This window comes from Streptomyces sp. NBC_00038 (assembly GCF_026343635.1).
GTDB lineage: Bacteria > Actinomycetota > Actinomycetes > Streptomycetales > Streptomycetaceae > Streptomyces.
Map to the genome: position 1 here is coordinate 2,764,883 of NZ_JAPELQ010000001.1, position 20,411 is coordinate 2,785,293.

A 20,411-nucleotide genomic window follows, 5' to 3' on the forward strand; every position below is an offset into this window, starting at 1 on the left:
GAGGATCGGAGACGTGCATCACACACGCAGGTGGATGTGCATCACACGTGCAGTTGAAGGGGTCCCCGCGATGGCCAGCAAGCCGCCCAAGAGCGATCCGGTTCAGGACGCGCCACAGGTCGCCGAGCCGAAGCACGCGGCAGCGGGGCTGCCGGCGATCGGGCACACCCTGCGCATGGCCCAGCAGCAGATGGGCGTGCGCCGCACCGCGCTCACCCTCCTGCGGGTCAACCAGAAGGACGGCTTCGACTGCCCGGGCTGCGCCTGGCCGGAGCCGGAGCACCGGCACGCGGCGGAGTTCTGTGAGAACGGCGCGAAGGCGGTCGCCGAGGAGGCGACCCTGCGCCGGGTCACCCCGGACTTCTTCGCCGCCCACAGCGTGGCCGACCTCGCCAGCCGCAGCGGCTACTGGCTGGGCCAGCAGGGCCGCCTCACCCACCCCATGTATCTGGCGGAGGGCGCCGACCACTACGAAGCGGTGCCCTGGGAGCGGGCCTTCGACATCGTCGCCGAGGAACTCGCCGCGCTCGGCTCCCCCGACGAGGCCCTCTTCTACACCTCCGGGCGTACGAGCAACGAAGCGGCCTTCCTCTACCAGCTGTTCGCCCGCGAGCTCGGCACGAACAACCTGCCGGACTGCTCCAACATGTGCCACGAGTCGTCGGGTTCCGCCCTCTCCGAGACCATCGGCATCGGCAAGGGCAGCGTCCTTCTGGACGATCTCTACAAGGCGGATCTGATCATCGTCGCCGGGCAGAACCCGGGCACGAACCACCCCCGCATGCTCTCCGCCCTGGAGAAGGCCAAGGCCAACGGCGCGAAGATCATCACGGTCAACCCGCTGCCCGAGGCGGGCATGGAGCGCTTCAAGAACCCGCAGACCCCCCAGGGCATGCTCAAGGGCGCGGCCCTCACCGACCTGTTCCTGCAGATCCGCCTCGGCGGCGACCAGGCCCTCTTCCGCCTCCTCAACAAGCTGATCCTCGACACGGAGGGCGCCCTCGACGAGGAGTTCATCGGCGAACACACCCACGGCTACGAGGAGTTCGCCGAAGCCGCCCGGGCCGCCGACTGGGACGAGACCCTGACCGCGACCGGTCTCACCCGGGAGAAGATCGACGAAGCCCTTCGCCTGATCCTCGCCTCCGAGCGCACGATCGTGTGCTGGGCCATGGGCCTCACCCAGCACAAGCACGCCGTGCCGACGATCCGCGAGGTCGTCAACTTCCTTCTGCTGCGCGGCAACATCGGCCGACCCGGAGCGGGCGTGTGCCCGGTCCGCGGCCACTCGAACGTGCAGGGCGACCGCACGATGGGCATCTTCGAGCGGCCCGCCCCGGCCTTCCTGGACGCCCTGGAGAGGGAGTTCGGGTTCGCGCCGCCGCGCGAGCACGGCTACGACGTCGTACGGGCCATCCGCGCGCTGCGCGACGGCGACGCGAAGGTCTTCTTCGCGATGGGCGGCAACTTCGTGGCGGCGTCGCCCGACACCGAGGTGACCGAGGCGGCCATGCGCCGCGCCCGCCTCACCGTGCACGTGTCGACGAAGCTGAACCGCTCGCACGCGGTCACGGGCGCGCGTGCCCTGATCCTGCCGACCCTGGGGCGCACCGAGCGTGATCTCCAGGGCGGCGGCGAGCAGTTCGTGACGGTGGAGGACTCCATGGGCATGGTGCACGCCTCACGCGGCCGCCTGGAGCCCGCGAGCGAGCACCTGCTGTCCGAGCCGGCCATCGTCGCCCGGCTCGCGCGTCGCGTACTCGGCCATGAATCCCGTACGCCCTGGGAGGAGTTCGAGAAGGACTACGCGACCGTCCGCGACCGCATCGCGCGGGTGATCCCCGGCTTCGAGGACTTCAACGCGCGCGTGGCGAACCCTTCGGGCTTCGCGCTCCCGCACGCCCCGCGCGACGAACGGCGTTTCCCCACGGCCACCGGCAAGGCCAACTTCACGGCCGCGCCCGTCGAGTACCCGAAGCTCCCCGAGGGCCGGCTGCTGCTGCAGACCCTGCGCTCGCACGACCAGTACAACACCACGATCTACGGCCTGGACGACCGCTACCGGGGCATCAGGAACGGCCGCCGGGTCGTCCTCGTCAACCCGGAGGACGCCGCCGCACTCCGCCTCGCCGACGGCTCGTACGTCGACCTGGTCAGCGAGTGGAAGGACGGCGTCGAGCGCCGCGCACCCGGCTTCCGCGTCGTGCACTACCCCACCGCCCGGGGCTGCGCGGCCGCCTACTACCCGGAGACCAACGTCCTGGTCCCGCTGGACGCGACCGCCGACACCAGCAACACCCCTGCCAGCAAGTCCGTCGTCGTACGTCTGGAACAATCGGCAACCGACTGAGCGTTTGCTCAGTGAGCCGGTGGGATCGATCCACAGCGATCCGCACACAGTGATCCACGACGGACGGAGTCGGGCCCGATGGGCGAGCAGCACACCGTGAAGTTCCCGCAAGAGGTCATCGACGAGTACGCGGCGCTCGGCGTCGACCTGCCCGCACTCTTCTCGGCGGGCCACCTCGGCCAGCGCATGGGCGTGCAGATCCTCGAAGCCTCCGCCGAGCGCGTCGTGGGCACGATGCCGGTGGAGGGCAACACCCAGCCCTACGGCCTCCTGCACGGCGGCGCCTCCGCCGTCCTCGCGGAGACCATCGGCTCCATCGGCGCGATGCTGCACGGCGGCAGCTCCAAGCTCGCCGTGGGCGTCGACCTGAACTGCACGCACCACCGCGGGGTGCGCTCCGGCCTTGTCACGGGTGTGGCCACGCCCGTGCACCGCGGGAGGTCCTCGGCGACGTACGAGATCGTCATCACGGACGAGGCGGACAAGCGCGTCTGTTCCGCCCGGCTGACCTGCATGCTCAAGGACGCCCCCACCGGCTGACCCGGACGCTTCGGCACCGGTGGTGACACCCGCCGGTGCCTGGCCGCTACGGAGCGGGTGCGGCGAGCCGGTCCCGGTCCGCGTCCGCCAGTCGGCGCCAGCGGCGGACGAGGGCGCTGGACACCAGGAAGACCAGTACGCCGTCGAGGGTGTGCCACAGGAAGTGCGTGCCCAGCGGGAACGCGCCGCAGACCTCCTCGTCCACCGTGCGGGCGGCCAGCGCGAGGGCGAACACCGCTGCCGCCAGGGCGAATTGCCGCCAGTGGGCGGCCCGGCCCGCGTCCGCGGACCCGCGCAGCGTCACCGCCAGACCGGTCAGCAGGAGCAGCACGGGGACGTACATGCCGGAGCGGTTGGGGATCAACCCGACGGCCGGCACGCCGAACACGGCGGCGAGGGCCCCGAACCCGGCCACTGCGAGCACGCACCGCCGCCAGGCGAGGCCGTAGAACCAGCGCAGGACGCACCCGAGGCAGAAGAGCACGAACAGCGTGATGGGCACGACGTCCAGCGCCTGGGACCACCGCGTCGCCAGCGTGTGGAAGGCGAAGCTGCCGATGCCGATGAGCGCCATGAGGGGGGCCAGGAGCCCGATGCTCGTGGGCACGGACCGACAGGACCTGAGGGTGTGCCAGATCGCCAACGCCGCGACGAGGAAGGCGAGGTTGGTCAACGCGTTGACGGGCTCGGCCCAGAAGGCCGCCGATCCCCGCTCGCAGTACTCGTCGAGGTGCTCGTTCCAGTTCACGGTCCTCATCCCGTCCGGCCTGTCCGGTCCGCATCCGTTGATCCCGGGCACCGGGCCCCTTAGCGTCAAGGTATGGGAACGGCAGGAGCCACCTGGACGCGGGCAGTTCTCGGGACGGGACTGACTCTCCTCACCGGCGTCCTGCTCACCGGGTGCGGGGAATCCGGCGCGGAGGACGGGACGACGACGGCCTCGCGGACCGGCTCCGGTACACCGTCACCGTCTGCTTCTCCCGCGGACACGCCGCCCGAGGAAACGCCTCCCGAGGACCTGTGCGCCCAACTCGTCTCGTTCTGGTCGCGAGAGGCTCTGGACCAGAACTCCTACGGGGACTACCAGTCGATGGGCCTGTCCAACGGGCAGTACGAGATCCTGATGAAGGTCGTGGACGCCGCCCGGGCCGAGGAGAAGCGCAAGGGCGAGGAGGCGGCCGAGCAGTTGATCGACCGCCGGGCGCGCGAGCTGTGCGCGGAGAGCTACCGCGACGGCGACCCGAGCGGAGGTCCCTGGCAGTGAGCGGCATCGGCCCCGTCGAACCGGGCGAAGGCACCCTCGCACGGGACACCCCGGATCCGGAGACCCCGCCACGCCCCAAGGTCCCGCGCGGGCCGCTCACGCGGCTGTACGCCCGGCACCGCCGCGCCACGCTCGCCGCCGGGATGTCCGCGGCCGTCCTCGTCGTCGGCGGCTATCTCTACGCCACCCGGCCCCGGCAGCCTCCGCCGCCCGCCCCGCCGTACCCCTCCCAGGTCACCGAGGTCGCCTACGCGGGCAAGGAGGACCCGTCTCCGAACCACCCGCGCGGGGCCTTCACCTTCGCGGTGGAGCTCACCGTGCGTTCCGGCCCCGCGGTCACCGTGCTGCGGATCGAACAGCCCTCCGCCGGCTTCTCCCTCACCTCGGATCCCCACCCCCCGTTCCGGACTAGGGCCGGTTCTCCCCACAGGATCACGATCACCGTGCACGTCAACGATTGCGCGAAAGTGCCCCGGAACGCCGGACTCCCTTTCCTGGACGTAACTCTGCGTAATACGCACGCAATACAAGTGCACAGCTTCATCCTGGGTGATCTATACGCACAAGACCTCTCGGAAGCACTCCAGGTAGCCTGCGGCAACAATTCCACGTCATCAGCAAAACCGTAGAACACTCCTGAACACACCCCGTCAGGTCCTGCATGTTCTCAGCATGCGGACAGGGCGAATCAGCCTGAATTCCGCTGTTCCACCCACTCAGTACCGCTCTGCATTACCTCGTGTCATAACAAGAGCGTCACAGCCTTCCCCAGACCCTCCTCGTTGTTCCCATCACCGGCTTAGAGTCACGCCCAGTCACCGCGCCAGGGATTCGAAATCATTTCGGCTCAGCTCAGCGCTCGACTCGGCCGCTTCCATGGGGGAGGGCCGCGCCAGGGAAAGGACTGACCGTGCGTCAACGTTCGTTCATCGCCATCACCGCCGCGCTGGCGGCGGGAGCACTCACCCTTACCGCCTGCGGCTCGCGCGACGACGAAGGCTCGAGCTCGGACGACAGTGGCACCACTGTCACCATAGGCATCGACGCCCCGCTGACCGGCGACCTGTCCGCTCTGGGCCTCGGCATCAAGAACTCCGTGGACCTCGCGACCAAGCAGGCCAACGAGCAGAAGTACGTCGACGGCGTCACCTTCAAGATCGAAGCCCTCGACGACCAGGCGCTGCCCTCCTCGGGCCAGCAGAACGCCTCCAAGCTCGTCGCCGACGACGCCGTCCTCGGCGTGGTCGGACCGCTGAACTCCTCCGTCGCGGAGTCCATGCAGAAGATCTTCGACGACGCCAAGCTCGTCGAGGTCTCCCCGGCCAACACCAACCCGGCCCTCACCCAGGGCACGGAGTGGAACACCGGCACGAAGACCCGCCCGTACAAGTCGTACTTCCGCACCGCGACCACGGACGCCATCCAGGGCCCGTTCGCCGCGCAGTACGTCTACAACGACTCGAAGAAGAAGAAGGTCTTCGTCATCGACGACAAGAAGACCTACGGCGCCGGTCTGGCCGCCACCTTCACCGAGGAGTTCAAGAAGCTCGGCGGCACCGTGGCCGGCACCCAGCACATCGACCCGGACACCAAGGACTTCTCCGCGGTCGCCACCCAGGTGAAGAGCTCCGGCGCGGACGTCGTCTACTACGGCGGCGAGTACCCGCAGGCCGGCCCGCTCAGCAAGCAGATCAAGGCCGCGGGCGCCAAGATCCCGGTGGTCGGCGGCGACGGCATCTACAGCGCCGACTTCATCAAGCTGGCCGGCGCCAGCGCCACCGGCGACCTCGCCACCTCGGTCGGCGCGCCGGTCGAGGAGCTCGCCTCCGCCAAGGAGTTCGTCTCGAACTACGAGGCCGCGGGCTACAAGGAGGCCTACGAGGCGTACGGCGGCTACTCCTACGACTCGGCCTGGGCGATCATCGAGGCCGTGAAGAAGGTCGTCGAGGACAACGACGGCAAGCTTCCGAGCGACGCCCGTGCCAAGGTCACCGCTGCCATGCAGAACGTCTCCTTCGACGGTGTGACCGGCAAGGTCTCCTTCGACGAGTTCGGTGACGCGACCAACAAGCAGCTCACCGTCTACGCGGTCGAGAACGGTGCCTGGAAGGCTGTGAAGTCCGGCACCTACACCGGCTGACCCCCACACCCGCACCACATACGAGCCGCGCGGGGCGCTGCACCACAGGCGCCCCGCGCGGACTCGCATCCGGCCCCCACTCGTCGAACATCCGACGTCCGAACGTCTCGGAGGACATGCGGTGAACGAACTGCCGCAGCAGCTGGTCAATGGCCTGCTACTGGGATCCATGTACGGGCTCGTCGCCATCGGCTACACAATGGTCTACGGCATCGTCCAGCTCATCAACTTCGCCCACGGCGAGATCTTCATGACCGGGGCCTTCGGCGCTCTCACGGTCTACCTGTACATCCTGCCCGACGGCACCACCATGTGGCTCGCGCTGCCCCTGATGCTCATCGGCGCCATCCTCGTCTCCACCACGATCGCCGTGGGAGCCGAACGGTTCGCCTACCGCCCGCTGCGCGGCGCGCCACGGCTGGCCCCCCTCATCACCGCCATCGGCCTCTCCCTCGCCCTCCAGCAGGCGGTATGGGCCTGGTACCCGGACGCCAAGTCCGCCATCACCTTCCCGAGCATCCCCGGCGGGCCCTTCGAGATCGGCAGCGTCACCATCCAGACCGGTGACGTCTTCCTCTTCGTCGCGGCGCCCATCAGCATGGCGATCCTCGCCTACTTCGTGATGAAGACCCGCACCGGACGCGGCATGCAGGCCACCGCGCAGGACCCGGACACCGCCAAGCTCATGGGCATCAACACCGACCGCATCATCGTGGTCGCGTTCGCCCTCGGTGCCGCCTTCGCCGCCGTCGGAGCCGTGGCCTACGGATTCAAGTACGGCCAGATCGACTTCCGCATGGGCTTCATCCTCGGTCTCAAGGCCTTCACCGCCGCCGTCCTCGGCGGCATCGGCAACATCTACGGAGCCATGATCGGCGGCCTCGTCCTGGGCCTCGCCGAAACCATGGCCACCGCCTACATCGCCGACGTCCCCGGCATGTCGCAGCTCGGCGGCCAGTCCTGGGCCAACGTCTGGGCCTTCGTACTCCTCATCCTCGTGCTCCTGTTCAGGCCACAGGGCCTGCTCGGTGAGCGCGTGGCGGACAGGGCGTGACACCGATGACCACACAGACCACCGCTCCCGAGACGCCCAGCACCCCGAACCCGGGAGAGCTCAAGGGCCTCGTCGCCATCCCCCCCACCATCGGCCGCGCCCTCGCCACCGGTGGCGGCGCCCTCGCCGTCGTCTCCGCCTTCCTCGCCTGGACCTGGACCGACGAGTTCCCCGGTGACCTCACGGTCTACGGCTACCCGGGCGGCCTCCAGGTCCTCGTCCTCATCGGCGGGGCCCTCACCACCTTGTTCGGCCTCGCCTCGTACGGCGTCAAGGGCCTGGGCTGGCTGGTACCCGCGGGCGCCTCCAGCGCCATCAAGCTCGCCTCGCTCGGCACCTTCGCCACCGCCTGGTTCACGGTCATCGCGATCACCGTCCAGCTCGGCGGCGTCGTCAACCTCGAACCCGGCGGCTACATCGTCGCCATCGCCACCCTCGGTTCCCTCCTCGGGGCGCTCTCCCTGCCGTTCCGGCGGCCGGAGCCCGACGTCGGCGACCCCGAGGACACCCCCCGCGAGCAGTTCCTCCTCGACGTACGCAACAAGGTCGCCGTCGTCAAGGCCGCCTTCGCCTCCGGTACCGCCACCCCGGCCCGCAAGCTGCCCGCGTACGCCGAGATCCTGATCATCGTCGCGGCGCTCGCCCTGGGTCTGATCGTCTTCACCTACGGCATCGGCACCGAGTACGACGAGCTCTTCATCGGCTTCCTCATCATCACGGGCTTCAGCTTCGCCGCCGCGGCCAAGGCCGGCCTCGTGGGCCGGATCTCCGCCCTTACCGCGAAGCACCGCAGTGTGACGATGTTCGGCGCGTTCGCCGCCGCCGCGGCCTTCCCCTTCACCCAGTCCGACGACCAGTACGCGACGATCGGCGTCTACATCCTGATCTTCGCCACCGTCGCCCTCGGCCTGAACATCGTCGTCGGCCTCGCCGGCCTCCTCGACCTCGGATACGTCGCCTTCCTCGGCGTCGGCGCCTACACCGCGGCCATGGTCTCCGGCTCCCCGTCCTCCCCCTTCGACGTCCACTTCCCGTTCTGGGCCTCGGCCCTGCTCGGCGCCGCCGTCGCCATGATCTTCGGCGTCCTCATCGGCGCGCCCACCCTGCGACTGCGCGGCGACTACCTCGCCATCGTGACCCTCGGCTTCGGTGAGATCTTCCGCATCACCGTCCTCAACATGGACGGCACCTCGGGCCCCGACGTCACCAACGGCTCCAACGGCATCGCGTCGATCCCGAACCTCAACATCCTCGGCTTCGACTTCGGCGCGGAACACACCTTCGCCGGCTTCACCATCGCCCGGTTCGCCAACTACTTCCTGCTGATGCTCCTCATCACGCTGGTCGTCGTGGTCGTCTTCCGGCGCAGCAGCGACTCCCGTATCGGCCGCGCCTGGATCGCCATCCGCGAGGACGAGACGGCCGCCCTCGCCATGGGCATCAACGGCTTCCGGGTCAAGCTCATCGCCTTCGCCCTCGGTGCCGCCCTCGCCGGGCTCGCCGGTACGGTGCAGGCACATGTCACCTACACCGTGACGCCCGAGCAGTACACCTTCGCCGCCGTCGTTCCTCCCAACTCGGCGTTCCTGCTCGCGGCAGTCGTCCTCGGCGGCATGGGCACGATCAGCGGACCGCTCGTCGGCGCCGCACTGCTCTACCTCATCCCGGCCAAGCTCCAGTTCCTCGACGACTACCAGCTCCTCGCCTTCGGTCTCGCGCTCGTCCTGCTGATGCGCTTCCGCCCTGAGGGCCTCATCCCGAACCGGCGCCGCCAGCTCGAGTTCCACGAAGACGCGGAAGCACCCACAGTCCTCAGCAAGGCAGGGGTCTGACCACCATGACTACCGAGACCACCACCCCGGCAGCCTCCTCCGGCGCCAACGCCCCCGGCGAAGTCGTACTCGACGCCCGCGGCGTCACCATGCGCTTCGGCGGCCTCACCGCCGTACGCAATGTCGACCTCACCGTCAACAGCGGCGAGATCGTCGGACTGATCGGCCCCAACGGCGCCGGCAAGACGACCTTCTTCAACTGCCTCACCGGCCTCTACATCCCCACCGAGGGCGAGGTCCGCTACAAGGGCGACGTCCTGCCGCCGAAGTCCTTCAAGGTCACCGCGGCGGGCGTGGCACGCACCTTCCAGAACATCCGTCTCTTCGCCAACATGACGGTCCTGGAAAACGTGCTCGTGGGCCGCCACACCCGCACCAAGGAAGGCCTCTGGTCCGCGCTCCTGCGCGGCCCCGGCTTCAAGAAGGCCGAAAAGGCCTCCGAAGAGCGCGCCATGGAGCTCCTGGAGTTCATCGGGCTGGCCGCCAAGCGCGACCACCTCGCCAGGAACCTCCCCTACGGTGAGCAGCGCAAGCTCGAGATCGCGCGAGCCCTGGCCAGCGAGCCGGGCCTCCTGCTCCTCGACGAGCCCACCGCCGGCATGAACCCGCAGGAGACCCGGGCCACCGAGGAACTCGTCTTCGCCATCCGCGACATGGGCATCGCCGTACTCGTCATCGAGCACGACATGCGGTTCATCTTCAACCTCTGCGACCGCGTCGCCGTACTCGTCCAGGGCGAAAAGCTCGTCGAGGGCGACAGCGCGACCGTCCAGGGCGACGAACGCGTCATCGCCGCCTACCTCGGCGAACCCTTCGAGAACGCCCCCGGTGACGAAGAGGTCGCCGAGGTCGAGGCCGCCGAGGCGAACGCCGACACCACGACGGACGCCGCGCCCGGCAAGGAGACCGACCGATGACCGCACTGCTCGAAGTCGAGGACCTCCGAGTCGCCTACGGCAAGATCGAGGCCGTCAAGGGCATCTCCTTCAAGGTGGAAGCCGGCGAGGTGGTCACCCTCATCGGCACCAACGGCGCCGGCAAGACCACGACCCTGCGCACCCTGTCGGGCCTCCTCAAGCCCGTCGGCGGCCAGATCAAGTTCAACGGCAAGTCGCTGAAGAAGACGCCGGCCCACCAGATCGTCTCGCTGGGGCTCGCCCACTCCCCCGAGGGGCGGCACATCTTCCCCCGCATGACCATCGAGGACAACCTGCGGCTCGGCGCCTTCCTCCGCGACGACAAGCCGGCCATCGAGAAGGACATCCAGCGCGCCTACGACCTCTTCCCCATCCTCGGGGAGCGCAGGAAGCAGGCCGCGGGAACCCTCTCCGGCGGCGAGCAGCAGATGCTGGCGATGGGCCGGGCGCTGATGTCCCAGCCCAAGCTGCTCATGCTCGACGAACCCTCCATGGGCCTCTCGCCGATCATGATGCAGAAGATCATGTCCACCATCGCCGAGCTCAAGTCACAGGGCACGACGATCCTCCTCGTCGAGCAGAACGCCCAGGCGGCGCTCTCCCTCGCCGACCACGGACACGTCATGGAGGTGGGCAGCATCGTCCTCTCGGGCGCCGGGCAGGACCTCCTGCACGACGAGTCCGTCCGGAAGGCGTACCTGGGCGAGGACTAGCTCCTTCCGCGCGTACGAGAAGGCCCGCACCCCCTTTGCCGGGGGTGCGGGCCTCTTCCGTGCGGCTTGGTCCGGCTAGCCCTTCGCGGACTTCTTCTCCTCGGCGTCCTGGATGACCGCCTCGGCGACCTGCTGCATCGACATACGCCGGTCCATCGAGGTCTTCTGGATCCACCGGAAGGCGGCCGGCTCGGTCAGCCCGTACTGGGTCTGCAGCACCGACTTCGCGCGGTCGACCAGCTTCCTGGTCTCCAGCCGCTGGCTGAGGTCCGCGACCTCCTGCTCCAGCTGCTTCAGCTCCGTGAACCGCGACACCGCCATCTCGATCGCCGGCACCACGTCACTCTTGCTGAACGGCTTCACCAGGTACGCCATCGCGCCGGCGTCACGCGCCCGCTCGACCAGGTCGCGCTGCGAGAAGGCGGTCAGCATCAGCACCGGGGCGATGCCCTCCTCGGCGATCTTCTCCGCCGCCGAGATCCCGTCGAGCTTGGGCATCTTCACGTCGAGGATCACCAGGTCGGGCTTGTGCTCCCGGGCCAGCTCGACGGCCTGCTCACCGTCGCCCGCCTCTCCTACGACGCTGTAGCCCTCTTCCTCCAGCATCTCTTTGAGGTCGAGACGGATCAGCGCCTCGTCCTCAGCGATGACGACGCGGGTCGTCAGCGGAGGCACGTGCGACTTGTCGTCGTCGGGCGCGTCTACGGGCTGGGGCGACTCGGGGGCGGTCACGGGGGCTCCTCATTACGGGCCGGGCAGTGCTGCTGCCCAAGAGCCTACCTAGCTGCAGCGAGCTGCGGTGACCCGGTATGCTTCCGGGCAGCCACTTGAGCCGGGTTGGTGGAACGGCATACACGGAGGTCTCAAACACCTCTGCCTGAAAGGGCTTGCGGGTTCGAATCCCGCACCCGGCACATTCTGCACAAAAAGCGGAGGTTCACACACGGTGAACCTCCGCTTTTCGTAGTGACTACTTGGGGCTGTCGTCCTCGCCGATGTGGTGCACCCGGACGAGGTTCGTCGAGCCGGAGACCCCGGGCGGGGAGCCGGCAGTGATCACGACGATGTCGCCCTTCTGGCAGCGGCCGTACTTCAGAAGCAGCTCGTCGACCTGGTCGACCATGGCGTCGGTGGAGTCGACATGGGGGCCGAGGAAGGTTTCGACGCCCCAGGTGAGGTTGAGCTGGGAGCGGGTTTCCTGGGCCGGGGTGAAGGCGAGCAGGGGGATCGGGGAGCGGTAGCGGGAGAGGCGGCGGACGGTGTCCCCGGACTGGGTGAAGGCGACGAGGAACTTGGCGCCGAGGAAGTCACCCATCTCGGCGGCGGCACGGGCCACGGCGCCGCCCTGGGTGCGGGGCTTGTTGCGTTCGGTCAGGGGCGGGAGGCCCTTTTCGAGGATGTCCTCTTCGGCGGCTTCGACGATGCGGCCCATCGTGCGGACGGTCTCGATCGGGTACTTGCCGACGCTCGTCTCGCCGGAGAGCATCACGGCGTCCGTGCCGTCGATGACGGCGTTGGCGACGTCCGAGGCCTCCGCGCGGGTCGGGCGGGAGTTCTCGATCATCGAGTCGAGCATCTGGGTGGCGACGATGACCGGCTTGGCATTGCGCTTGGCCAGCTTGATCGCGCGCTTCTGGACGATCGGGACCTGCTCCAGCGGCATTTCCACGCCGAGGTCGCCGCGGGCGACCATGATGCCGTCGAAGGCGGCGACGATGTCGTCGATGTTCTCGACGGCCTGCGGCTTCTCCACCTTGGCGATCACGGGGAGGCGGCGGCCTTCTTCGTCCATGATGCGGTGGACGTCCTCGATGTCGCGGCCGCTGCGGACGAACGACAGGGCGATGACGTCGCATCCGATGCGCAGGGCCCAGCGGAGGTCCGCTTCGTCCTTGTCGGAGAGGGCGGGGACGGAGACGGCGACGCCGGGGAGGTTGAGGCCCTTGTTGTCGGAGACCATGCCGCCTTCGATGACGGTGGTGTGGACGCGGGGGCCCTCGACGGCGGTGACTTCGAGGCAGACCTTGCCGTCGTCGACGAGGATGCGCTCCCCGGTGGTGACGTCTCCCGCCAGTCCCGGGTAGGTGGTGCCGCAGGTCTGGCGGTCGCCTTCGAAGCCTTCTTCGACGGTGATGGTGAAGGTGTCTCCGCGTTCAAGCAGTACGGGGCCTTCGGTGAAGCGGCCGAGTCGGATCTTCGGGCCTTGAAGGTCGGCGAGGATGCCGACGCTGCGGCCGGACTCGTCGGAGGCCTTGCGTACGCGCTGGTAGCGCTCCTCGTGGTCGGCGTAGGTGCCGTGGCTGAGGTTGAAGCGGGCTACGTCCATTCCGGCTTCGACCAGTGCCTTGATCTGGTCGTACGAGTCGGTGGCGGGGCCCAATGTACAGACGATCTTTGCTCGGCGCATGTTTCGAGCGTAGGCCTTACCGACGGGTAGGGAATTGGTGCCGCATGACTACTCAACAACCTTTGCGTGAAGGGTTATTGACAAGCGTTGAATTGTGCGCCGGGGTGCTCTGATGAGCGCGGGCGGTCGCTTTCAGTACACCCTCGGCCACAATTCCGATAACGCCTCCGTGGGGTTAGAGCTGGGGCGGTGCCATGGTGAAACGGGCGTTGACCTGAGCGTAGACACGCTGGCGTTGGGGTTCGAGGTCCAGGGGGGCGGCCTCTTCGGCGGCGTCCGCGGCGTAGGCCATGGAGCGCATGGCGCGGCCGGGGGCCGCGGGGTAGGGCGGTGGGGCGTTCTCGGCGCCGATGTCGGCGAGTTCGACGAGGGCGGAGAGGGTGGTGCCGAGGGCTTCGGCGTATTCGCGGGCGCGTTGGACGGCTTCGCGGACGGCTTGCCTGCGGGCCTCGCGGTGGGAGGGCGAGTCGGGGCGCAGGGCCCACCAGGGTCCGTCGACGCGGGTGAGGTCGAGGTCCGCGAGCCGGGTCGTCAGTTCCCCGAGGGCGGTGAAGTCGGTGAGTTCGGCGGTGATGTGGACGCGGCCGTGGTAGGCGCGGATGCGTTCGCCGCGGCCGTGCTTGGTGAGTTCGGGGCTGATGGAGAAGGCACCGGTCTCCACGTGTTCGACCGCGTCGCCGTAGGACTTCACGAGGTCCAGTGCGGTGGTGTTGCGGCGGGTGAGGTCGCTGAGGGCGTCGCGGCGGTCGGTGCCGCGGGCGCTGACGGTGATGCCGATGCGGGCGATCTCGGGGTCGACTTCCAGGCGGGCTTCGCCGCGCACCGCGATGCGGGGTGAGTCGGGAGTGCCGTAGGGGAGGGCGGGTTGGGGTTCCTCTGCGGTGGGTGCCATACGTCCCACTCTGTCACTGGGAGGCCGGTTGGGGTGCCCACAGGTCACCAGATCGAAACCTTCCGGACCTGTTGCGGTGGTGGCTCGTGAGCCAGAATCTACGCGCGTCGTTGACCGTTTCCCGAGGAGTCGCTGAGATGTCGTTGAACCGCCGTAAGTTCCTGAAGAAGTCCGCCGTGACCGGGGCGGGGGTGGCGCTGGCCGGGTCGGTGGCGGCTCCCGCTGCCGAGGCGGCCGAGGCGAAGAAGGGCGGGAAGCCCGTGAAGCGGTACTCCCTGACGGTGATGGGCACGACCGATCTGCACGGTCACGTCTTCAACTGGGACTACTTCAAGGACGCGGAGTACAAGGACACGGCGGGCAACGCGCAGGGTCTGGCGCGGATTTCGACGCTGGTGAACGCGGTCCGCAAGGAGAAGGGCCGTGGCAACACGCTCCTTCTGGACGCGGGCGACACGATCCAGGGCACCCCGCTGACGTACTACTACGCGAAGGTCGACCCGATCACCGCCAAGGGCGGTCCGGTCCACCCGATGGCGCAGGCGATGAACGCGATCGGCTACGACGCGGTGGCCCTCGGCAACCACGAGTTCAACTACGGCATCGAGACGCTGCGGAAGTTCGAGGAGCAGTGCCGTTTCCCGCTGCTCGGTGCGAACGCGCTGGACGCGAAGACGCTCAAGCCCGCTTTCCCGCCGTACTTCATGAAGAAGTTCCATGTGCCGGGTGCGCCGCCGGTCAAGGTCGCCGTTCTCGGTCTCACCAACCCGGGCATCGCGATCTGGGACAAGGCCTACGTCCAGGGCAAGTTGACGTTCCCGGGCTTGGAGGAGCAGGCGGCGAAGTGGGTGCCGAAGCTGCGGTCGATGGGTGCGGACGTCGTCGTGGTGTCGGCGCACTCCGGTTCGTCCGGCACGTCGTCGTACGGTGACCAGCTGCCGTACATCGAGAACTCGGCGGCGCTGGTGGCGCAGCAGGTGCCGGGTATCGACGCGATCCTGGTCGGGCACGCGCATGTGGAGATCCCGGAGCTGAAGGTCACCAACACGGCGACCGGCAAGACGGTGGTCCTCTCGGAGCCGCTGGCCTACGCGGAGCGCCTGTCCCTCTTCGACTTCGAGTTGGTCTTCGACAAGGGCAGGTGGACGGTCGAGTCGGTGGCCGCGTCGGTCCGCAACTCGAACTCGGTCGTCGACGACCCGAAGATCACCAAGCTGCTCAAGGACGAGCACGACGTGGTGGTGGCGTACGTCAACCAGGTCGTCGGTACGGCCACGGAGACTCTGACGACGGTCGAGGCGCGGTACAAGGACGCCGCGATCATCGACCTGATCACCAAGGTGCAGGAGGACGTCGTCAAGGCGGCGCTCGTGGGTACGGAGTACGCCTCGCTGCCGGTGATCGCACAGGCCTCGCCGTTCTCGCGTACGTCGGAGATCCCGGCCGGGAACGTGACGATCCGGGACCTGTCGAGCCTGTACGTGTACGACAACACGCTGGTCGCGAAGGTGATGACGGGCGCGCAGGTGCGGGCGTACCTGGAGTACTCGGCGAACTACTTCGTGCGTACGGCGGCGGACGCGGTGATCGACACGGCGAAGCTGACGAACGCGAACAACCGCCCTGACTACAACTACGACTACGTGTCGGGTCTGCAGTACGACATCGACATCGCGCAGGCCGAGGGTTCGCGGATCAAGAACCTGACGTACAACGGTGCGGCGCTGGACGACGCGCAGCAGTTCGTGCTGGCGGTGAACAACTACCGCGCCAATGGCGGCGGCGCCTTCCCGCACGTGGCGTCGGCGACCGAGGTGTGGGCCGAGTCGACGGAGATCCGTACGCGGATCGCGGAGTGGGTGACCGCGAAGGGTTCGCTGAACCCGGCGGAGTTCGCTTCGGTGGACTGGAAGCTGACGCGGGACGGCACGCCCGTCTTCTAGGACCGCGAGGGGCTCTGCGGGGAGGTTGGGCAGTCGGTTCGTCGGGCCGGCCATCGGGTGGGATGTGATGGACGCGGACGCACCGGCTGCTCAACCGGAGCAGACCGGGATCGGACCTGGCTCAGAGGGTTTTGACCCGTCGCAGGGTCAGGACTGGAAAGCGGCGAATTCCCACGTTCCGAGATCGCCTGGAACAAGGCACACCCGCGTTTGGCCGGTATTTCCGATAGAGCATTCCCGCCTGTCGGGCAAGGCAATTCGGCGCAAGTCAATTGTGCGTTTCCGCCTGCTTCCCTGCTGCCCGGCCGATCTGACCGGCGCCCGGCCCGGCCCGTAAGGGAAGGCGTATCCTACAGGTTCAGGAGGGATACGTCGAAGGCGTCGGCGACGGCCTTCGCGCCGGCGTCGTTGATGTGCAGGCCGTCGCCGGCGTTGAACTCCTCGCGGATCCGGTCGGCTCGGTCCGGGTCCGCGACGGCGGCGGCGATGTCGGTGATCGCGTCGAAGGGGTGGTCGCCGCCGCGCAGCCAGGCGTTGACCTCGCCGCGTACCGTCTGGCCCGTCTCGCTGTCGTAGCCCTCGTAGACGGTGCCGCGGTAGGGGCCGATGGTGGAGCCGATGACGGTGAGTCCGGCGGTGTGGAGGCGGTCGGCGAGAACGGTGAGTCCGGCGATGAACTCGTCGGTTGTGGGGAGTGTGCCGGGTTCGGGATGGGCGACGAATCCGGGCTGGCCGAGGTCGTTGAGGCCGATGTGGATCAGGACGTGGCTGACGCCGGGCACGTCGAGTACGTCGTGCCCGACCCGTGCCAGCAGGTGATCGCCGATCTCGTCGGTGAGCAGGCGGTTGCCGGAGATGCCGTGGTTGACGATCCAGCCGCGGGCGAGGCGGCGGCTCAGCTGGGCGGGGAAGCTGCTGTCGGTGCCGGGGGTGGTGAACGCGCCTTCGAGCCAGGAGTCCCCGAAGGCGACGGCGATACGGGTGTCCCGCGGTGCGAGCACATCGACACCGGCGATGAAGTGACCGGTCGTCAATTCCTCGGTGTCCTTGAGGACTTCGGCACGGCACTGGTCGCCGGGGGCGGCGTATCCAATGTCGTACGGCACGGCGGAGTAGGTGGTGAGCCCCGTGTCCCCGGGCAGATGGAGACTGACGACGAGCTCCTCCCCCGCGTGCACGGCCCGCTCGACCATGTCGCTGACGATCTCCTCGCCGACCGGGACGGTGATGCGCGCGGCGCCTTCGAAGAGCAGTGCGGTGTCTGTCGCGGGGGCGATGCCGGGGCCCTCGGTCCGTTCGGCGATGTGTGCCCGGGCGATCTCCAGCGGTCTCCTGCCGTAGCGGTTGCTGAGCCGCACCCGGAAGGCTTCGCCGCCGCCGGCCAGTCGTAGGGCCTGGCGTACGGTCTGGTCGGCGAAGCCGCGGGGTTCGAGGACATGGAGCGTCTCGTGGGGGCTGACGAGGGCGGAGCGGTACGCGGCGATCCATGCGGTGGTCATGCCGGGCCCAACATCCCCGCCGTCGGACTTCTTCCGCCGCTGCCCGCGCTTCCTACCTGCCCTCCACCAGGGGGGTCAGGGTGCGTTCCTGGCGGGCGGACGGGATCTGTGGCTGCTGTTCGAGTCCGAAGCTGGTGAAGGCCGTTCGCCGCGGGAGCGGGTAAGGGTCTTTACCGGTGAGGGAGTTGAGGATGGTGGCGCTGCGCCAGGCGGCGAGGCCGAGGTCGGGGGCGCCGACGCCGTGGGTGTGGAGTTCGGCGTTCTGGACGTAGACGTGGCCGGTGACGGAGGGGTCGAGGACGAGCCGGAACTGGTCGTCGATGCGGGGCCGTTCGGAGCTGTCTCGGCGCAGGTAGGGGTCGAGTCCGGCGAGGATGCGGCCGAGGGGGCGTTCGCGGTAGCCGGTGGCCAGGACGACGGCGTCGGTGGTGAGGCGGGAGCGGGCGCCCTGCTGGACGTGTTCCAGGTGGAGTTCGACCTTGGTGGTGGCGACGCGGCCCGCGGTGCGGACGGTGACGGCGGGGGTGAGGACGGCGTCGGGCCAGCCGCCGTGCAGGGTGCGGCGGTAGAGCTCGTCGTGGATGGCGGCGATGGTGTCGGCGTCGATGCCCTTGTGGAGCTGCCATTGGGCGGCGACGAGCCGGTCGCGGACGGGTTCGGTGAGGTTGTGGAAGTAGCGGGTGTAGTCGGGGGTGAAGTGCTCCAGACCGAGCTTGGAGTACTCCATGGGCGCGAAGGCCTCGGTGCGGGCCAGCCAGTGGATCTTCTCGCGTCCGGCGGGCCGGTTGCGCAGCAGGTCCAGGAAGACTTCCGCCCCCGACTGTCCGGCGCCGATGACGGTGATGTGTTCGGCGGTGAGGAACTGCTCACGGTGCTTGAGGTAGTCGGCGGCGTGGATGACGGGCACGCCGGGGGCCGCTACGAGGGGCTTGAGGGGTTCGGGGATGTTGGGGGCGGTGCCGACGCCGAGGACGATGTTGCGGGTGTAGGAGCGGCCGAGGGATTCGGCTTCCCCGTCGGTGTCGAGTTGGCTGAAGTCGACTTCGAACAGGGCCCGTTCGGGGTTCCAGCGGACGGCGTCGACCTGGTGGCCGAAGTGGAGTCCGGGGAGGCTGTCGGCGACCCAGCGGCAGTAGGCGTCGTACTCGGCGCGCTGGATGTGGAAGCGCTCGGCGAAGTAGAACGGGAAGAGGCGGTCGCGGTCCTTGAGGTAGTTGAGGAACGACCAGGGGCTGGCGGGGTCGGCGAGGGTCACCAGGTCGGCGAGGAAGGGGACTTGGAGGGTGGCGCCGTCGATGAGGAGGCCGGGGTGCCAGTCGAAGCCGGGGCGCTGTTCGTAGAAGACGGTGTCGAGTTCGGCGAGGGGATGGGCGAGGGCGGCGAGGGAGAGGTTGAAGGGGCCGATGCCGATGCCCACCAGGTCGCGGGGTGCAACGGCGGCGGGGTGTGGGGGATTGGGCGTCGGGCTCATCGGGGGGTGTGTCCTTCCACCAGTTTCAGGAGCGTGGCCAGGTCGCCCGGCCGGGTGTGGGGGTTGAGGAGGGTGGCCTTGAGCCACAGGCGGCCGTCGAGGGCGGCGCGTCCGAGGACGGCGCGCCCTTCGTGCAGGAGGGTGCGGCGTACGGCGGCGACGGCGTCGTCGGTGGCTTCGGCGGGCCGGAAGAGGACGGTGCTGATGACCGGCCGGTCGTAGAGCTCGAAGCCGGGGTGGGCGGCTATGAGGTCGGCCAACTCCTGTGCGCGGGCGCAGACTTGGTCGACGAGCTCGCCGATCCCTTCCCGCCCCAGTGTCTTCAGGGTGACGGCGATCTTGAGGATGTCGGGGCGCCGGGTGGTGCGCAGCGAGCGGCCGAGGAGGTCGGGGAGGCCCGCTTCGGTGTCGTCGTCGGCGTTGAGGTAGTCGGCGCGGTGTTCCAGTGCGGCGAGGTCGCCTTCGTCGCGGACGGTGAGGAGGCCCGCGGCGACCGGCTGCCAGCCGAGTTTGTGCAGGTCGAGGGTGACGGTGTGGGCGCGGGCGAGTCCGTCGAGCCTGCCGCGGTGCCGGTCGCTGAAGAGGAGGCCTCCGCCGTAGGCGGCGTCGATGTGGAGGCGGGCGCCGTGGGCCGCGCACAGGTCGGCGATCTCGGGCAGCGGGTCGATGAGCCCGGCGTCGGTGGTGCCGGCGGTGGCGGCGACGAGCAGGGGGCCCGGCAGCTCGGTGAGGGCTTCGCAGAGGGCGGCGGGGTCCATCGTGCCGGCGGGGGCGGGGACGACGACGGGGTCGGGCAGGCCGAGGAGCCAGGCGGCGCGGTGCAGGGAGTGGTGGGCGTTGGCGCCGTACACGAGCCGCACGCCGCCGTGTGCCTCTCGGGCGAGGAGGAGGGCGAGTTGGTTGGACTCGGTGCCGCCGGTGGTGACGAGCGCGTCCGCCGCGCCGACTTCGCGCGCCAGCGTCCATGTCACGAGTGCCTCCAGCTCGGAGGCGGCGGGGGCCTGGTCCCAGGAGTCCAGGGAGGGGTTGAGGACGGAGACGGCGAGGTCCGCGGCGGTGGCGACGGCGAGGGGCGGGCAGTGCAGGTGGGCGGCGCACAGCGGGTGGGCGGGGTCCGCGGCGCCTTCGGCGAGGGCTCGTACGAGGGTGTGCAGGGCGTCGTCGCTGCCCTGCCGGGGCAGTACGTCGCCGACCGCGTCCCGCACCCGCCGTGTCACCGCCTCCGGTCCTCCGGCGGGCAGCGGCCCTCCCCTCGCCTCGCCGCCCTCGCGCAACGCGTCGAGCACGGTGTCGAGCAACGGCCGCAGCGCGCCGGGGCCTTCGGGACCTGAGGCGAGGTGCGGCCTGCTCATGGGGTGTCCTCCGATGGGCGCGCGGCAGGGTGGAGTC

General features: G+C 69.0%; 17 protein-coding genes and 1 tRNA gene. 11 read left to right on the forward strand and 7 right to left on the reverse strand.

Annotated elements, in window-relative coordinates; genetic code table 11:
* The first annotated feature begins 70 nt into the window (after positions 1-70).
* Positions 71-2,350, forward strand: coding sequence for an FdhF/YdeP family oxidoreductase (locus OG219_RS12735; protein WP_266825956.1), 2,280 nt, complete (start codon positions 71-73; stop codon positions 2,348-2,350).
* A gap of 78 nt (positions 2,351-2,428) precedes the next feature.
* On the forward strand, positions 2,429-2,890 hold the full coding sequence (locus OG219_RS12740; protein ID WP_266825958.1) for a PaaI family thioesterase: 462 nt from the start codon (positions 2,429-2,431) through the stop codon (positions 2,888-2,890).
* Between the two features lie 46 nt (positions 2,891-2,936).
* Here the strand turns inward: OG219_RS12740 and OG219_RS12745 are convergent, their stop codons facing one another.
* Positions 2,937-3,638: a ceramidase domain-containing protein gene (locus tag OG219_RS12745; protein ID WP_266825960.1), complete on the reverse strand. Its 702-nt coding sequence runs from the start codon at positions 3,636-3,638 to the stop codon at positions 2,937-2,939.
* Between the two features lie 72 nt (positions 3,639-3,710).
* On the opposite strand from OG219_RS12745, the gene OG219_RS12750 reads away from it, so the two are divergent.
* From OG219_RS12750 to OG219_RS12780, 7 genes are all read left to right on the forward strand, one after another.
* Positions 3,711-4,154 (forward strand): hypothetical protein, encoded by a 444-nt coding sequence (locus tag OG219_RS12750; protein WP_266825962.1) that lies wholly within the window; start codon positions 3,711-3,713, stop codon positions 4,152-4,154.
* Positions 4,151-4,783: a Tat pathway signal sequence domain protein gene (locus tag OG219_RS12755; protein WP_266825964.1), complete on the forward strand. Its 633-nt coding sequence runs from the start codon at positions 4,151-4,153 to the stop codon at positions 4,781-4,783. Before OG219_RS12750 ends, OG219_RS12755 begins: the two co-directional genes overlap by 4 nt.
* Before the next feature lie 281 nt (positions 4,784-5,064).
* Positions 5,065-6,294 carry a branched-chain amino acid ABC transporter substrate-binding protein gene (locus OG219_RS12760; protein ID WP_266825966.1) on the forward strand — a complete coding sequence of 410 codons (1,230 nt, stop codon included), beginning with the start codon at positions 5,065-5,067 and terminating at the stop codon, positions 6,292-6,294.
* Positions 6,295-6,415: 121 nt separating this feature from the next.
* Positions 6,416-7,348, forward strand: a complete 933-nt coding sequence (locus OG219_RS12765) for a branched-chain amino acid ABC transporter permease (RefSeq protein WP_266825968.1) — start codon at positions 6,416-6,418, stop codon at positions 7,346-7,348.
* A 5-nt stretch (positions 7,349-7,353) separates the two neighbouring features.
* A complete protein-coding gene (locus OG219_RS12770; RefSeq protein WP_266825969.1) occupies positions 7,354-9,180 on the forward strand; it encodes a branched-chain amino acid ABC transporter permease in 1,827 nt (608 codons plus the stop codon).
* 5 nt (positions 9,181-9,185) lie between these two features.
* Entirely contained in the window at positions 9,186-10,097 is a 912-nt protein-coding gene (locus OG219_RS12775; RefSeq protein ID WP_266825970.1) for an ABC transporter ATP-binding protein, read from the forward strand.
* A complete protein-coding gene (locus OG219_RS12780; RefSeq protein WP_266825971.1) occupies positions 10,094-10,810 on the forward strand; it encodes an ABC transporter ATP-binding protein in 717 nt (238 codons plus the stop codon). The genes OG219_RS12775 and OG219_RS12780 overlap by 4 nt, the downstream gene beginning before the upstream one ends.
* A 75-nt stretch (positions 10,811-10,885) precedes the next feature.
* On the opposite strand, the gene OG219_RS12785 is transcribed toward OG219_RS12780, so the two are convergent.
* Positions 10,886-11,542, reverse strand: coding sequence for an ANTAR domain-containing response regulator (locus OG219_RS12785; protein ID WP_266465514.1), 657 nt, complete (start codon positions 11,540-11,542; stop codon positions 10,886-10,888).
* Positions 11,543-11,641: 99 nt separating this feature from the next.
* On the opposite strand from OG219_RS12785, the gene OG219_RS12790 reads away from it, so the two are divergent.
* Positions 11,642-11,724, forward strand: a tRNA-Leu gene (locus OG219_RS12790).
* Positions 11,725-11,780: 56 nt separating this feature from the next.
* On the opposite strand, the gene pyk is transcribed toward OG219_RS12790, so the two are convergent.
* Both pyk and OG219_RS12800 read right to left on the reverse strand, forming a co-directional pair.
* On the reverse strand, positions 11,781-13,217 hold the full coding sequence (pyk, locus tag OG219_RS12795) for a pyruvate kinase (RefSeq protein ID WP_266825974.1): 1,437 nt from the start codon (positions 13,215-13,217) through the stop codon (positions 11,781-11,783).
* A 175-nt stretch (positions 13,218-13,392) separates the two neighbouring features.
* On the reverse strand, positions 13,393-14,109 hold the full coding sequence (locus OG219_RS12800) for an SIMPL domain-containing protein (RefSeq protein WP_266825976.1): 717 nt from the start codon (positions 14,107-14,109) through the stop codon (positions 13,393-13,395).
* Between the two features lie 137 nt (positions 14,110-14,246).
* Here OG219_RS12800 and OG219_RS12805 point away from each other — a divergent pair, with 137 nt between their 5' ends.
* Positions 14,247-16,052, forward strand: a complete 1,806-nt coding sequence (locus OG219_RS12805) for a 5'-nucleotidase C-terminal domain-containing protein (protein WP_266825978.1) — start codon at positions 14,247-14,249, stop codon at positions 16,050-16,052.
* A 350-nt stretch (positions 16,053-16,402) separates the two neighbouring features.
* Here OG219_RS12805 and OG219_RS12810 read toward each other — a convergent pair whose 3' ends face one another.
* From OG219_RS12810 to OG219_RS12820, 3 genes are read right to left on the reverse strand one after another with little or no spacing between them, the layout of a single operon-like run.
* The gene (locus tag OG219_RS12810; RefSeq protein WP_266825980.1) at positions 16,403-17,551 is read right to left on the reverse strand and encodes a GDSL-type esterase/lipase family protein; all 1,149 of its coding nucleotides are present in this window, start codon (positions 17,549-17,551) and stop codon (positions 16,403-16,405) included.
* Between the two features lie 52 nt (positions 17,552-17,603).
* Entirely contained in the window at positions 17,604-19,022 is a 1,419-nt protein-coding gene (locus OG219_RS12815) for a lysine N(6)-hydroxylase/L-ornithine N(5)-oxygenase family protein (protein ID WP_266825982.1), read from the reverse strand.
* Entirely contained in the window at positions 19,019-20,374 is a 1,356-nt protein-coding gene (locus OG219_RS12820) for an aminotransferase class V-fold PLP-dependent enzyme (RefSeq protein ID WP_266825984.1), read from the reverse strand. The genes OG219_RS12815 and OG219_RS12820 overlap by 4 nt, the downstream gene beginning before the upstream one ends.
* Positions 20,375-20,411: the final 37 nt, after the last annotated feature.

Excerpts from the sequence above, each read along its gene's own strand:
- OG219_RS12805 (WP_266825978.1), top strand. The coding sequence starts at position 14,247 with ATGTCGTTGAACCGCCGTAAGTTCCTGAAGAAGTCCGCCGTGACCGGG.
- OG219_RS12770 (WP_266825969.1), top strand. The coding sequence starts at position 7,354 with ATGACCACACAGACCACCGCTCCCGAGACGCCCAGCACCCCGAACCCG.
- OG219_RS12780 (WP_266825971.1), top strand. The coding sequence starts at position 10,094 with ATGACCGCACTGCTCGAAGTCGAGGACCTCCGAGTCGCCTACGGCAAG.
- OG219_RS12735 (WP_266825956.1), top strand. The coding sequence starts at position 71 with ATGGCCAGCAAGCCGCCCAAGAGCGATCCGGTTCAGGACGCGCCACAG.
- OG219_RS12750 (WP_266825962.1), top strand. The coding sequence starts at position 3,711 with ATGGGAACGGCAGGAGCCACCTGGACGCGGGCAGTTCTCGGGACGGGA.
- OG219_RS12800 (WP_266825976.1), bottom strand. The coding sequence starts at position 14,109 with ATGGCACCCACCGCAGAGGAACCCCAACCCGCCCTCCCCTACGGCACT.
- OG219_RS12820 (WP_266825984.1), bottom strand. The coding sequence starts at position 20,374 with ATGAGCAGGCCGCACCTCGCCTCAGGTCCCGAAGGCCCCGGCGCGCTG.
- pyk (WP_266825974.1), bottom strand. The coding sequence starts at position 13,217 with ATGCGCCGAGCAAAGATCGTCTGTACATTGGGCCCCGCCACCGACTCG.
- OG219_RS12775 (WP_266825970.1), top strand. The coding sequence starts at position 9,186 with ATGACTACCGAGACCACCACCCCGGCAGCCTCCTCCGGCGCCAACGCC.
- OG219_RS12740 (WP_266825958.1), top strand. The coding sequence starts at position 2,429 with ATGGGCGAGCAGCACACCGTGAAGTTCCCGCAAGAGGTCATCGACGAG.
- OG219_RS12810 (WP_266825980.1), bottom strand. The coding sequence starts at position 17,551 with ATGACCACCGCATGGATCGCCGCGTACCGCTCCGCCCTCGTCAGCCCC.
- OG219_RS12815 (WP_266825982.1), bottom strand. The coding sequence starts at position 19,022 with ATGAGCCCGACGCCCAATCCCCCACACCCCGCCGCCGTTGCACCCCGC.